The sequence below is a fragment of the Hydrogenovibrio sp. JE_KL2 genome, assembly GCF_009296185.1.
Lineage (GTDB): Bacteria > Pseudomonadota > Gammaproteobacteria > Thiomicrospirales > Thiomicrospiraceae > Hydrogenovibrio.
The window spans coordinates 69,690-84,299 of sequence record NZ_WBJR01000005.1; the positions used below are offsets into that span (position 1 = coordinate 69,690).

13 protein-coding genes and 2 riboswitches are annotated in these 14,610 nt (G+C 49.1%); of the genes, 11 read left to right on the forward strand and 2 right to left on the reverse strand.

The window, feature by feature from the left end:
- The first annotated feature begins 29 nt into the window (after positions 1–29).
- From F8R13_RS09300 to pnuC, 11 genes are all read left to right on the forward strand, one after another.
- On the forward strand, positions 30–2,234 hold the full coding sequence (locus F8R13_RS09300; RefSeq protein WP_216642621.1) for an adenylate/guanylate cyclase domain-containing protein: 2,205 nt from the start codon (positions 30–32) through the stop codon (positions 2,232–2,234).
- Positions 2,235–2,316: 82 nt separating this feature from the next.
- A riboswitch (TPP riboswitch) is annotated at positions 2,317–2,436 on the forward strand.
- A 199-nt stretch (positions 2,437–2,635) separates the two neighbouring features.
- A complete protein-coding gene (gene thiC, locus F8R13_RS09305) occupies positions 2,636–4,537 on the forward strand; it encodes a phosphomethylpyrimidine synthase ThiC (protein ID WP_152833907.1) in 1,902 nt (633 codons plus the stop codon).
- 150 nt (positions 4,538–4,687) lie between these two features.
- Positions 4,688–5,740 (forward strand): glycine oxidase ThiO, encoded by a 1,053-nt coding sequence (thiO, locus tag F8R13_RS09310; protein ID WP_216642622.1) that lies wholly within the window; start codon positions 4,688–4,690, stop codon positions 5,738–5,740.
- Positions 5,740–5,955 (forward strand): sulfur carrier protein ThiS, encoded by a 216-nt coding sequence (gene thiS, locus F8R13_RS09315; protein WP_152833909.1) that lies wholly within the window; start codon positions 5,740–5,742, stop codon positions 5,953–5,955. Before thiO ends, thiS begins: the two co-directional genes overlap by 1 nt.
- A 3-nt stretch (positions 5,956–5,958) precedes the next feature.
- A complete protein-coding gene (locus F8R13_RS09320; RefSeq protein ID WP_216642623.1) occupies positions 5,959–6,756 on the forward strand; it encodes a thiazole synthase in 798 nt (265 codons plus the stop codon).
- 77 nt (positions 6,757–6,833) lie between these two features.
- On the forward strand, positions 6,834–7,514 hold the full coding sequence (locus tag F8R13_RS09325; RefSeq protein WP_253806416.1) for a thiamine phosphate synthase: 681 nt from the start codon (positions 6,834–6,836) through the stop codon (positions 7,512–7,514).
- Positions 7,511–8,317, forward strand: coding sequence for a bifunctional hydroxymethylpyrimidine kinase/phosphomethylpyrimidine kinase (thiD, locus tag F8R13_RS09330; protein WP_172967748.1), 807 nt, complete (start codon positions 7,511–7,513; stop codon positions 8,315–8,317). The genes F8R13_RS09325 and thiD overlap by 4 nt, the downstream gene beginning before the upstream one ends.
- A 14-nt stretch (positions 8,318–8,331) precedes the next feature.
- Positions 8,332–8,667 carry a hypothetical protein gene (locus tag F8R13_RS09335; protein WP_152833913.1) on the forward strand — a complete coding sequence of 112 codons (336 nt, stop codon included), beginning with the start codon at positions 8,332–8,334 and terminating at the stop codon, positions 8,665–8,667.
- Between the two features lie 117 nt (positions 8,668–8,784).
- Positions 8,785–8,897: riboswitch (TPP riboswitch) on the forward strand.
- A gap of 57 nt (positions 8,898–8,954) precedes the next feature.
- Positions 8,955–11,060: a TonB-dependent receptor gene (locus F8R13_RS09340; protein WP_371414938.1), complete on the forward strand. Its 2,106-nt coding sequence runs from the start codon at positions 8,955–8,957 to the stop codon at positions 11,058–11,060.
- Between the two features lie 13 nt (positions 11,061–11,073).
- Positions 11,074–11,346 (forward strand): hypothetical protein, encoded by a 273-nt coding sequence (locus tag F8R13_RS09345; protein WP_152833917.1) that lies wholly within the window; start codon positions 11,074–11,076, stop codon positions 11,344–11,346.
- 6 nt (positions 11,347–11,352) lie between these two features.
- Positions 11,353–11,976, forward strand: a complete 624-nt coding sequence (pnuC, locus tag F8R13_RS09350; protein WP_152833918.1) for a nicotinamide riboside transporter PnuC — start codon at positions 11,353–11,355, stop codon at positions 11,974–11,976.
- Here pnuC and F8R13_RS09355 read toward each other — a convergent pair.
- Both F8R13_RS09355 and gorA read right to left on the reverse strand, forming a co-directional pair.
- Positions 11,963–12,703 (reverse strand): hypothetical protein, encoded by a 741-nt coding sequence (locus F8R13_RS09355; RefSeq protein WP_152833919.1) that lies wholly within the window; start codon positions 12,701–12,703, stop codon positions 11,963–11,965. The two genes, pnuC and F8R13_RS09355, sit on opposite strands and share 14 nt — an antisense overlap.
- 343 nt (positions 12,704–13,046) lie before the next feature.
- A complete protein-coding gene (gorA, locus tag F8R13_RS09360) occupies positions 13,047–14,429 on the reverse strand; it encodes a glutathione-disulfide reductase (protein WP_152833920.1) in 1,383 nt (460 codons plus the stop codon).
- Positions 14,430–14,610 lie beyond the last annotated feature (181 nt).

Below are 14,610 nucleotides of genomic sequence, written 5' to 3' on the forward strand. Positions count from 1 at the left end.
AGTAGCGATGGCGGGCTGGGAGCGGATCTGTGACTAAACTTGGAAAGTGGAAACTTTTCAGCCATTTTAGTGTTATTGTCATCGGTTTGACGGTATTGATTGGCGGGTACTTATATATTCCGCAAACTTTCCTATCCCTTGATAACCGTTTGAGAGATTTCCTCTTTCTTGCTCGTGGCCCTATCCCTACAACGGGTCAGGTGGTGATTGTCGATTTGGATGATGCCAGTCTTGAGGAATACGGTCAATGGCCCTGGAGTCGTGATTTATTTGCTGAGCTGCTACAAAAGTTGGCTAATGACGGTGCAGGGATTGTTGGGCTCGATATTGTGTTTTCCGAAGCAGACAGAACCTCGCCGGCAAAGCTCGCCAAACGCTATCATTTCCCAGACAAGAACTTACCTGATTTTGACCAAGTAATGGCCAAGACTCTAGCTCAGACCCCGACTATTCTCGGTTATGTCTTTCAAATGAGCACGCCAACGCCTAAAGCAGATACCCCTAACATTCCTGCGATCTTTATTGAACGCGGATTTTCGGCAAACACCGACATTCTTCAGCCAAAGGGGGTGTTGCTCAATATCCCGGTATTGCAAAATGCAGCCTACAGCAGTGGCTTTTTTAACAATGTTCCTGATGAATCAGGGATGGTGCGTAGCGTGCCTTTGGTGATGAAATATGACGATGTCATATACCCTTCTCTGGCGTTGGAGATGATTCGTATCGCAACGCAAGAAAGCAAAGTGTTTGTTAACTATTCTGACCTAGGTGTTGAATCGATTCAGTTGGGCAAGATGCTTATCCCGACAGACCCCGGTGGACGACTGTTTGTAAACTACCGTGGCCCTGGCCATACTTTTCACTACATCAGCGCCGCACGAGTCTTGGAAAACAAAGTTGATCCTAAAGAGTTGGAAGGCAAGTTTGTCTTAATCGGGACATCTGCTGCCGGACTATTGGACTTGCGGTCCATGCCGTTTGACAACGTTTACCCAGGGGTGGAGGCACATGCCAACGTTATCGACAATATTCTGAAAGGGGACTTCCTCACGCGACCAAGTTGGGTGATTTCCGCCAATATGCTCATTATTGCGGTGGTGTTTGCCTTCAGTTATTTGATTTTTGTTCGGTTGTCTGCATTTTGGGCGTTTGTTGCCTTTTTGACGGAAGTGGTTGCTCTCTATTTCTTCTATTTTGAAACCCTCTTCAAAGAAGGGATTGTCTTTAACATTCTCTTTGGTGTTTTTGCCTTGGGGATGGCGTTTGTCTTCTCTTTGGTCGTGGCGTATTTCTTCGAAACCCGTCAAAAAATGATGTTACGTGGCAAGCTTTCAAGTAAGGTGAGCCCGGCGGTTATGGAAGAAATCCTCAAGAACGAAGCCAATAATATTATGGAAGGCGATACACGGGAAGTCACCGTGTTCTTCTCCGATGTGCGTAACTTCACCAACATTTCCGAAGCTATGCCGAACGCAAAAACGCTTATTACTTTTTTGAATGATTACATGGAACCCATGACCGATATCATCGTCAAAGCGCAAGGTACGGTCGATAAGTTTATCGGTGATGCCATCATGGCCTATTGGAATGCGCCGATTGATGTTGAAGACCATGCTGACAAAGCGGTGACAGCCAGTTTGCAACAGATAAAAGGCTTGGCTGAAATCAACGAAAAAGTGCGCCAAGACCCACGATTTGAAGCAGTTGTCAAAATGGCCGATGATGCTGGGGTACCGCCCATTGATATCGGTATCGGGCTCAATACGGGGGAAGCCGTGGTAGGTGAGATGGGCTCCGCCGGACGAAGCGACTATACCGTTATCGGAGACCCTATTAACTTGGGTGCGCGCTTGGAATCTTTGTGTAAATTCTATAACTCTAAAGTGACCATTTCCAATTTCACCAAGGATCTATTGAAGCAAGACTATATTTTCCGTTTTCTGGATTTGGTGACGGTGAAAGGTAAAACCGAACCTGTAGAAGTCTGGCAGGTACAAGACTTCGGTCAGGCAGAAGGTCGTTTAAAAGAAGAGCTCGATAAATACCACCAAGCCATTGCACTGTATAAAGATGCCAAATTCGATCAGGCGCTGACAATTTTCAAAGAAGTTGAAGCCTGGTCGGATAAAACCAATCAGAATGTTTACAAAATGTATATCGAGCGTTGTGAGCATTACATTGAAGAACCACCGGAAGACTTTAACGGTGTGTTTGTCCATAAAACCAAAGGTTAATCCAGATCTTAATCGAGTGGATGTTCAAAATCTGCCAGGTTGGGGTGCTTTCAATTCCATCAAAATCTATGCTAAGATGATGTCACATCTCTCGGGGTGCGAAGTTCTTTTTTTCAAAAAGAACAGAGCTGAGACTGCGCAAGCTAAACCCGTTGAACTTGAACTGGTTAAGACCAGCGTAGGGAAGAGAACTCCAAGTCAATAGCCTCATTATCATGATGGCTACCACACTTTGATGACTTAAGAACCTTCAATCAAGAAGAGATGAATAAGCATCAACGTGTTCCCACATTTGTTTATTCACCTTCTGATTTTGCCTTGTTGCTATAGGCTTATTGGTTTTTATTCACTCTCATTACGCGGTTTTTCCAACACTTTTTTAACTAAGTGAGAAAAACGCAATGACAACACAAAATACACCTTTTAAAGATGCATTACCGGCATCAAACGAAATCCTGACCCGAACGCCGCTTCCGGCTTCATCAAAAATCTATATCCCGGGTGAAATGCACCCTGAGATTCGCGTACCGATGCGTGAAATTGCCTTGACCAACGGCGAAACCGTCAGTGTTTATGATACTTCCGGTGCTTATACCGACCTGTCCGTGGACATTGATGTTGCACAAGGCCTGCCGGCTATCCGCAAAAGTTGGATTGAAGGGCGCGGTGATGTCGAAGCCTACCAAGGGCGCGTGATCGACCCTAAAGACAATGGCTATAAGAACCGCACTCAGATGGAGACCGCCATTGCCGGTGCATCAAGCTTGGTGCGCACACCCTTAAGAGCGAAAGCGGGCAAAAATGTCACACAAATGCACTACGCGCGCAAAGGGATTATTACGCCAGAGATGGAGTTTATCGCCATCCGTGAAAACCAAAATCGCGAAATGACACGTCGTTACTTGAATGACCCTGAGCGTGAACAGCGTTTACGCGGTGAAAATTTCGGCGCGAATCTGTTGGAAGATATCACCCCTGAATTTGTCCGACAAGAAGTGGCAGAAGGTCGTGCGGTGATTCCTTGTAATATCAACCACCCGGAAAGCGAGCCGATGATTATTGGGCGTAATTTCCTAGTGAAGGTCAATGCCAATATCGGTAACTCCGCCACCACGTCATCCATTGCTGAAGAAGTCGAGAAAATGGTGTGGGCGACTCGTTGGGGTGCGGATACGGTGATGGACTTATCCACCGGTAAAAACATTCACACGACGCGTGATTGGATTTTGCGTAACTCGCCAGTGCCAATCGGTACCGTACCGATTTACCAAGCCTTGGAAAAGGTCAACGGCATTGCCGAAGACCTGACTTGGGAAGTCTTCCGCGATACGTTGATTGAGCAAGCCGAGCAGGGTGTGGATTACTTCACCATCCATGCCGGTGTGTTGTTGCGTTATGTGCCAATGACTGCCAAGCGCGTGACCGGAATCGTCTCTCGTGGTGGCTCGATTATGGCGAAGTGGTGTATCGCACATCACAAGGAAAACTTCCTTTACACCCATTTTGAAGACACCTGCGAAATCATGAAAGCCTATGACGTATCTTTCTCTTTGGGTGATGGGCTGCGTCCCGGTTCGGTGGCGGATGCCAATGACGAAGCACAATTGTCTGAGTTGAAAACCTTGGGTGAGTTAACACAGATCGCTTGGAAACACGATGTACAAACCATTATCGAAGGCCCAGGTCATGTGCCGATGCACTTGATCAAAGAAAACATGGAAAAGCAGTTGGAATACTGTCATGAAGCGCCTTTCTATACGCTTGGACCTTTGACCACCGACATCGCACCAGGTTATGACCACATCACTTCAGGGATTGGTGCGGCGATGATTGGTTGGTTCGGTACCGCCATGCTGTGTTATGTGACGCCAAAAGAACATTTGGGCTTGCCGAATCGTGATGACGTCAAAGAAGGGCTGATTACTTACAAACTTGCGGCACACGCGGCGGACATTGCCAAAGGGCATCCGGGTGCACGTTCGCGTGACGATGCCTTGTCTCAAGCACGTTTTGAATTCCGTTGGGAAGACCAGTTCAACCTTGGTTTAGATCCTGAAAAAGCACGCGCTTTCCATGACGAGACTTTGCCGAGAGATTCCGCGAAAGTCGCGCATTTCTGCTCCATGTGCGGGCCGAAATTCTGTTCGATGAAAATCTCGCAGGATGTACGTGATTACGCCGCAGCACAAGGCATGTCTGAAGATGAAGCCTTGCAACAAGGCATGCAAGCCAAGTCCGAAGAGTTCAAAGCGCAAGGCAGTGAAGTTTACGTTAACGTAGAAGATATCACTAAGCAGGCGTGATTCTTTGCCTTGAAAGGTAGCTTTTTCGCCTCAGCGTTGTTGGCAGCGACTTCCAGTGCTCATTGACGTAATGTCAACTCCGCGCTGGCTTCTCGCCGGCCTAGCTGAAGCAAAAAATCTCCTCTTTCAATCTCAAAGAATGGTTAATTTATGAAAAAAATGAATATAGGCATTGCAGGCGCCGGACTGGTCGGGCGTGTGCTGGCGTTGATGCTTTTGAAAAAAGGGCATCAAGTCACCCTGTTTGATCTGGATACGGCTGAAGGCGAAAGTGCGGCGGGTTTGACGGCGGCAGGTATGCTCGCCCCGTTTGCGGAGTTGGAGACTGCGGAATCGGTGATTTTCGAATCCGGTCAACGCTCTATTGAACTTTGGCCTGAACTGTTAGAGCAAGTGGGCTTAGATGAAAATAGTGGCGAGTTTCAGCGTAAGGGGTCGATTATTACCGCGCATCCTGCGGATGAAGCGGAGCTGGAAACCTTTATTCGCCAACTGCGCGCTAAGGTGCCTGCGGCGGCAGATATCCAAACCTTGAATCAACAGCAAATCGCCGAGTTGGAACCGGACTTGAGTCACCACAAAAAAGGTTTCTTTTTGCCGGCAGAAGGTCAGGTGAATGCCCAGGCATTTATGGCGGCGTCCGCCGAGCATCTGTTGGCGCATCCCGACGTGGTCTGGCAACAACAAACCGAAGTGACGTCTGTTTCACATGGAACCATTGCCACAAAAGCCGGTTCGGAAAACTTTGACTGGGTATTTGACAGTCGGGGGCTAGGGGCCAAAACGGATGTGAAGGATTTACGCGGCGTGCGAGGAGAAGTCTTCTGGCTGGATGCGCCGGGGGTGAACCTCTCGCGTCCGGTGCGTTTGATGCATCCTCGCTATCGTATTTATATCGTGCCAAGACCCAATAATCGCTATGTTGTTGGGGCGACGGAAATCGAAAGTGAAGACAAAAGCCCGATGTCCGTGCGTTCCAGCTTGGAGCTGTTGTCCGCAGTTTATAGTGTGAACAGTGGGTTTGGCGAGGCGCGTATCGTCAAACAGCTGACTAACTGTCGTCCGGCATTAAAGGACAACTTGCCTCGTGTTGAGGTTGAAAAAGGACTCACGCGGGTGAATGGTTTGTACCGGCATGGTTATTTGCTATCGCCAGCGATGGCAGAGCAGGCAATTAACCAAAGTTTTGGAGAAAAGAGTTAATGGGAAAACAATTGATCGAAGTGGTATTGAATGGTGATGCCATGGCCTGTAAAGAAGGTGAGAGTCTTGCGGCATTTTTAGAGCGCTTGGGGTATCCGGCGGATGATTTCGCAACCGCCATTAATGAAACATTTGTGCCACGCAGCGATTATGACAACAGACAGTTACAACCGGGCGATACGATTGAAGTTGTCGTCCCTATGCAGGGAGGGTAAGTAATGGAGATGACACCTTGGCACATAGGCGGTAAAACGCTGAACAGCCGTTTATTGATTGGTTCGGCACTTTACCCTTCACCGCAGGTTATGCAGGAGTCGATTCGTGCGTCGGGGGCGGGAATTGTGACCGTCTCTTTGCGTCGTCAGGCTGCGGGTGATGCCGCAGGGCAAACCTTCTGGCAACTGATTCGCGAATTGGATTTGGCTATTTTGCCGAATACCGCAGGCTGCCACTCGGCGAAAGAGGCGATAACGACCGCGCAAATGGCACGGGAGGTTTTTCAGACCAACTGGATCAAGCTGGAAGTGATTGGCGATGAATACAATCTGCAACCCGATCCTTTTGAGTTGGTGAAGGCAGCGGAAGCACTTATTCAAGACGGTTTTGAGGTCTTTCCCTACACCACCGACGACTTGGTGCTTGCCAAGCGTTTGGTGGAAGCGGGCTGTCGTATTCTGATGCCTTGGGGCTCGCCCATCGGGTCAGGAAAGGGGCTGATGAACCCTTACAACCTGAAAGCGATTCGTGAGCGCTTTCCAGACTTGCAGTTGATTGTCGATGCCGGCATTGGTAAACCATCGGATGCGGTTCAGGCAATGGAACTGGGTTATGACGGCGTGTTACTGAACTCGGCAGTTGCCTTAGCGCAACTGCCGGTAAAAATGGCATCGGCATTTCGCTCGGCGGTCGAAGCTGGGCGTGTCGGTTATGAAGCGGGCGCGATGCCGGAGCGGGATTTTGCCTCACCTTCCACGCCAGTGATCGGGACACCGTTTTGGCACCAAGCTGAGAAGTAGTTGGATATGAGGATTAAAATCTGCCAGGTTGGGGGTTTAACGCTACCCCAACCTGGCAGATTTTTGGATGTTGATTGATGACTTTAAAATCTTTTCCAAGTTGTGGTGCGATGCCGCTGGGTATTTATCCCTTGGTGGATAGAGCGGCAAAATTGCGCCCATTATTTGAAAACGGTATGACCACAGCGCAACTGCGCATCAAGGATTTGGTCGGTGCAGCTTTGCGTGATGAAGTGCGCCAAGCGGTTGCCCTTGCTCGTATATACCATGCTCGATTGTTCATCAACGATGCGTGGCGGGAGGCGATTGCCTGCCAAGCGTATGGTGTACACTTGGGGCAGGAAGATTGCGAAGCTCTAGAGGAATCGGATTGGCGCACATTACGGGCGTCAGGCTTGCGGTTGGGCATCAGCACCCATACGCAAAATGAAATGACATTTGCCTTGTCGGTCAAACCTTCTTATATGGCAATTGGGCCGGTTTTTGCAACCCAAAGCAAACACCTTGAGTATGAAACAACGGGATTATCCCGTTTATCGGAATGGGTGTCAGGTTTGGGTGAACAAGGTGAGAAGGTTCCTGTGGTTGCGATTGGCGGCATTGATGAAAGCAATGTCAGCCAAGTCGTAAAGGCTGGCGTGCAGGGCGTGGCGATGATTGGCGCTGTAAAAGTTTCCAACACGGATTCGAGTATTGATATTGATAAAGTGCGGCAGTTGAAAGAACTGTTTCAAGCCGCCTGGGAGGAGAACAAGTGACCAAAACGCCTGTTGTGTTGACGATTGCTGGCTCCGACCCTTATGGCGGTGCGGGCATTCAGGTGGATGCTAAAACCATCCATGCGCTGGGCGGTTATGCGTTAAGCGTGCCAACGGCCTTGACCTCGCAAAACTCGCAAGGGGTGCTCGAGGTGTTTGCACCGCCGGTGGCTGTGCTGGAAAATCAGCTTTGCGCTTTATTGGATGATATGCAGGTGGATGCCGTCAAAATCGGCATGCTGGTGAATGCGGAGATAGTCGTGTCCGTGGCGAAACTGATTGACCGTTATGCCTTGAGAAACGTGGTGTTGGATACGGTTCTGGTGAGTTCCAGCGGCAAGGATTTGCTGGCGACAGATGCCTTGGAGGTATTGAAAGCTGAGCTTTTTCCTCGCGCCGATGTCATTACGCCTAATCTGCCGGAATTGAATCGATTGTTGAATACCGATTATCAAGGGCTTGCCGAGGAAATGGATGAAATCGGCGAGCAACTCTGGCGCATGAATGTCAAAGCGGCAGTCATCAAAGGTGGGCATTCCTCAACCGACAGTTGTACCGACTATGTGCTACAACCCGCTAGCAAGCCGGAAGCCTTATTTGCCGCTAGGGTGCAAACCACCCATACCCACGGCACAGGTTGTGTGTTGTCTTCAGCCCTTGCCACTGCTTTGGCGAAAGGTAATAGGCTGAGTGATAGCACTTACATAGCCAAAGCATTTCTCACGGCCACATTGAAGGCGTCAGACTCTCTTAAACTTTCTTATCATCAGCTTAGCGATAATAGACGGGAACCGATTTTATAAAACTGGGAAAGAGAATGAAAACACCTGCAATGAAATTCGTATTGACGTTTATTGTTTTGCTGATGCTGGGTTCTTTAGCCGCCTGTTCTTCCACTGAGAGTGATCCGGGGCCGCTGAAAGGCAAGTGGCAAGTCAGCGGGATTGTCGATACGGTAATGATTTTCCGTAAGGGCGAAACCGAAACCAATAAGATCGTTGAGAAATGCAGCTACAAGGTCGAAGGCAGTAAGGTCATGGTTACCTACCAGAGCGGCATGGCGAAAGGGTTGACCCAAACCTACCTTTTGCTTGATAAAGATACCGCCGAATCGCCTTTGGGCAAGATGACGCGTATCAAAGATTCGGACTAAGCTTTTAGGCTTTCCCCCAACCTGGCAGATTTTGTCAGGTTTTTTGCATTTGGGGGGAAAGCACTCTATAATGCGCCAACTTATTGATATTTCAATTAATCCAATAAATACACAAATTTGAATGCCGAGGGGCGGTCTTCCCGAATGATGGGATGTACCTGAGATCCGTTGTGGAAACCCTTGAACCTGATCCAGGTAATACTGGCGTAGGAACGGGCAGCACATCCAAAACACGCGTGAATGCGTGCCTTTGCCGCTTCCTGTTCATAAAAACTAAGGAAGCTTTGGTGAAACTCTGCAACACAAAATCGTTTATCAAACATCTACTCCCGCTATTGTCGCTGTCCGTTTTGGCGAATACCGCGCAGGCAAAAGAGAAAACCCATTCCACTGACACCAAACTGGCGCCTGTGACGGTACAAGCCGATTTACGCGGCGCGGAAGAGAGCAAACTGCCAGTGAGCACCACGGTGATGGATGCGGCGAACTTGCAGGACAGAGGCGCGAACCAGTTGGAAGATGTGTTGTTGCAAACGCCAAACGTCAACTTCGCCGGACAGGATGCGCGTGCCAAGCACATTCAGATTCGCGGTATGGGTGAGCGTGACGACTACACTGGCGCACCGAATCCAAGTGTAGGCTTGGCGATTGACGGCATTGATTTCAGTGGGATCGGCATGATCTCCAACCTGTTTGATGTCAAGCAGGTGGAAGTATTGCGCGGGCCGCAAAGCACGCGTTATGGCGATACCGCCATTGCCGGTTTGATCAATATTCAAACCAATGATCCAACGCCTTATCAGGAAAGTATGATCGAAACCTCAATCGGTAACGGTAGTCTGACCGAAGTGGGCTTGATGACCAGTGGTCCGTTCTCAGACAAAAAAGACAGTCCGCAGTATCGCGTCGCCATCCAAAAGCACTATGACAACGGTTTTCATGACAATGCCTATTTGCATCGCGACGATACCAACAAGCATGACGAGTTGAATGTGCGCGGTAAATTGCGTTTTTTCCCATCCGATAAATCGCAGTTGGATTTGACGCTGTTGCACGCCGATTACAACGATGGTTATGACGCTTGGTCATTGAACAACACCTTAACGACTCTGTCGGATCAGCCAGGTAAAGATACTCAAAGAACGCACGCCGGGGCGATCAAGTATCAGTATTTCGGGCGAGTAGCGACCTTAACGAGCACCACAACCGCGGCGAACTCCGACATGGTTTACAGTTACGATCAGGACTGGACGTACAAAGGCTATTACTCGACACCGTTTACCGGAACGTTTAAAGACGCCAAAAACCGCAGCAGTTTTTCGCAAGAACTACGTTGGGTATCACAACCGAATGCCAGAATCTTCAATCGATCCACCGATTGGTTGTTCGGTGTTTTCGCTTCGCGCTTGGAAGAGAAAAACAAAATCGACAGTGATTTCAACGATAACGGAACCCAGTACCCTTGGCATGTCACTTCTAAGTACGAGGTGAACAAATTCGCGGGATTTGGGCAGTTGGACACGCATTTTTCATCGAAGACCGTGCTGACGACGGGGGTGCGTTTGGAGCATCACGAGTCCAAGTTCAACAGTACTGACGGCGACAACTTCAAGCCGGATGAAAACCTGGTCGGTGCCAACATCAGTTTGACGCAAACCCTGACACAGCATCAGTCGGCGTATGTTTCGGTGGCAAGAGGTTACAAGGCAGGAGGGTTCAACCCCGGTCTGCCTAATGACAAGAAGTATTTGACCTACTATAAAACCGAGACGGCGATGAACTATGAAATCGGTCACCGTATGAATTTGGCAAACAATCGCCTGAAAACCCAAGTGGATGTGTTCTATATGGACAGACAAAATCCGCAATTCGATGGTTATACCTACATCGGTTCCAACTACGTGTTCTATACTGAAAACTTCGATAAAGCCACCAACTACGGTTTGGAAGGTCAGCTGGATTGGCAGGTGAATGACCAGTGGAAAACTTTTGTTAACCTGGGCTTGTTGAACACCACGGTGAAAGGCAGTTCTTCATCCGGTGCTTTCACCATTGACGGTCGTCAGCAACCGCATGCGCCGAATTATCAGTTCCTATTGGGTGGGCAATATCGAAGCCATGGCTATGTCGCGCGTTTGGAATATACTGGAATGGATGCGTTTTATTTCAGTAACTCCAATAATGCAAAATCCAAGCCTTATCAGCTGGTGAATGCGCGCGTTGGCTATGAGGCGAAAAATTGGGATGCGACCCTGTGGGTGAAAAACCTGACAGATGAGCGTTATGCGACCAGAGGATTTTTCTTCGGAAACGATCCGACTTGGACAAACAAAAAATACATTCGTTTGGGTGATCCAAGAAGCTTTGGCATTACCACCCATGTTTATTTCTAATTGAGGAAACACCATGCAAGCATCTATTGAAATCTCCATGTATCCCTTGCAGGAAGATTACTGCCAGCCGATTATCGACTTCATCGACCGTCTGGAAACCCACAGTGAAGTGCGCATAGCGCGTAATGCGATGAGCACACAGGTGTTCGGTGAGTTCCGTACTCTGATGTCGATGATGACCGAAGAGGTTGAGACGGTGTTGGCAACGCAACCGAAAACGGTATTTGTGCTGAAATTAATCGGTACCGACCGCTCCAAGGCGCGTATCGATGCCTGTAGCGAATAACCCAAGATGTCATTCATAGACCAGGTTATCCAGTCGGCTCAAGCCATGTCCGGTTGGGAGGCCGTTGCAACTTTGTTGGGCTTGGCTTATTTGTATCTGGCGATTAAGGAATCCATTTGGGCGTGGCCGTGTGCCTTTGTCAGTACATTGATCTATACCGTGATTTTTTGGGAAGGTCAGTTGCCGTTGCAATCGGTGCTGAATGCTTACTATCTTGCGATGGCGGTGTATGGTTTTTGGCTGTGGCGTCGTCCGAAATCCGAGGAATACAGCGTTGCCATTCACCGTTTGAGTTTCCGTTGGCACTTGGTGTTGATTGGTTCGGGGCTGGTGATTAGCATTTTGCTTGCCGATTATCTGCAGGCGGCGCATTCTTCCAAGATGCCTTATTTGGACGCGGGGGTGATGGTGTTCTCGGTATTGACCACCATATTGATGGCTCGCAAGGTGCTGGAAAACTGGCTTTACTGGATAGCGGTCGATGGTGCGGCCATTTTTCTCTATGCGCAAACCGGCTTTTATTTCACGACGGTGCTGATGGCAGTCTATATAGTGATGGTGATTATCGGCTTTTTCGAGTGGCGACAAATCTACCGACAAGTGCCTGCGGCGAGCCTCAATACCCCGTGATATTGAACAGTTTCGGCTGTTTCATCCAGGCTTCATAGTCGGTCGAACCAAGCACATTCATCATATAGAGCAGTGTGCGATAGACATCGCGCACTTCCGTCAGATCCGGCACCGGCAGGAACTGCGTGTATTCCTTCAGGAAAACCTCGGCCTGAGACGGCGTCAGCAAGTATTCCAGCAGTACCCATTCCATCTCTCTTGGGCCATAGACAATGGCATCCAAATCGGTCAGCGCGAAAAGGCGCTCTTTTTTGGTCAGAAACTGATCCCAGCGCAAGTCCGGCATAATGAGGCAAAACTCATCTACTTCAAAGAAGTCTTCAATCTGATCCAATAATCGTTGTCTGGTGAAAGGAGGAATCTCCGGGAATTTATCCATGTACTTGGCTAGGATGCGCTTGAGGTGGCTAGGCCAGTCGTGCAAGCTGGGTGCGATAGGTTCATCGATAGAACCGAAGTGGTCAGAGGTACTCAAGTGCATGCAAGCGATGTGCTTGGCGAGATCCTGTACCATTTCATGCGTGATTTCTGTAGAGACCTGGCCTTCGAGGAAGTAGACCTGTGTGATATAGAGTGCCGGTTGTTTCGGTTTGTCCGGGTCGGCAGGTTCGATAATCTGTTGTTTAAGCGTGGGTATGGTGAGCGGGCTGATTTCCTTAATCAAAGGATAGATGGCATAAAAGCACGCGGTCTGTGCGATCAAACCGGCATTGAAACAGTCGTTCATCAGCTGCCAGAAGAGATTGTTTTTCAGCGCATTGGTTCGCAGTACCTTGACCACGCAGGAGGGGGAGGTTACTTCCGGTTCCTGGATGACATAAATGTCGTGGCTGCTGTCCTCAAAATGGTTTTCCAAGTGATGAATGTCAGCTCCTTTCGGAAACTCAAGGCGTTTGGCAAGTTGCTTTTCCGTGAGTCTTGGGTGGGTGTCTTGCTTGTGCGTTCGAGTAGGCATAGAGACTGTAGAATTGAGTTATAGATGACCCAATTCTACAGGGATTGCGTGATAGGATTCAACTTATCCTATGGCAAACGAGTCGAAACCATCGGATGAATCGTTTGCCGGCTTGTTATTTCAAGATCATCGGGCGCATGGTCACCAGCTCTTCCGAAGAGCTTGGGTGGATGGCAATGGTGGCATCCAAATCAGCTTTGGTGGCATTCATCTGCACCGCTACCGCAAAGCCTTGCAACATTTCGTCTGCACCGTCACCGACGATATGAATCCCGACCACGCGCTGCTCTTCACCCACGCACACCAACTTCAACGCCGTTTTGATCTGGTGTTCGGTAAAGGCGTAACGCATTGGCGTGAAGACCGACGTGTAAACCTGAACATTGTCATGACCGTATTGGCTGCGCGCATCATGTTCAGCCAACCCAATGGTGCCGATAGGCGGGTGAGAGAAGACCACGGTTGGTACTTTGCTCAAATCCATCTTGATGTCCGGCTTGTTGTTGTACAAACGTTCCGCCAAGTAGCGTCCGGCACGAATCGCAACTGGGGTTAACTGTGCTTGTCCGGTGACATCGCCGATAGCATAGATGTTCGGCACGGCTGTTTGGTGCTTGTCGTTAACATCGATAAACCCTTTGCCATTCACTGCCAAGCCGACATTTTCCAATACCAAAGGTTCGGTCAAGGTTTCGCGACCTACTGCCCAGATGACTTGGTCATAGCCCATTAAGCTTTGTCCGTCTTCAGAGTCGATGCTGATGGTTCCGTCGGCTTCACGGTTCAATTTTTTCACTTTGAAGTGGTATTCCTTGTGAATACCGCTTTCGATCATGGCGTCCGTCAAGGTTTCACGAACCATGTCGTCGAAACCACGCAATACCAAGTCCTTGCGGCTTAATAAACTGGTTTCAGTGCCCAAAGCCTGTAATACACCAGCGATTTCCACCGCGATATAGCCGCTACCGATGACCGCAACTTTTTTAGGCTGTTCGGTCAAGGCGAAGAAGCCGTCCGAGGTAATCCCTAAATCGGCGTTTTCCGTTTCGTTCGGGATAAAGGGTCTACCGCCCGGCGCGATCACAATGGTTTCCGCCGTGTAGTGCTTGCCGTCAACCGAAACAGTGTGCTCGTCGACAAAACTGCCCCAACCTTCCAATACATCGACGTTTTTATCTTTCATATAACCGCCGTACCAGGTGGTGATGTTGCTGATGTACTGCTCGCGGCGTTTCACCAAATCCGCCCAGTCAAAGCCTTTTTTCTCGATGTCGAAACCATAGTCCTTCGCGTCGCGAACCGCTTCGGCAATGTGCGCACCGAACCACATGACTTTTTTCGGAACACAACCGATATTGACGCAAGTACCGCCGAGTTTTTTCGCCTCGACCACGGCACATTTCTTACCGTATTCCGCCGCGCGTTCCACAACGGACAAACCGCCGCTGCCTGCACCGATGGCAATCAAGTCATAGTCGTATTGCGTCTTGTTTTGCATGCGTCTTCTCCTGCAAAGTTGGTTGTATCGTTAAATCTAAAGAGAGCTTTGCACGAGTGAATTCACGGCTAAAAAATGGTTAAAATTCGCCTGACTTGCGTTAGAAAACTTGTTAATAGCTAGCTATTAGCTGCGTTGTCTGCCTTATTCAGTCAAATTTTTCTTCATTTTTAGCTCGCGC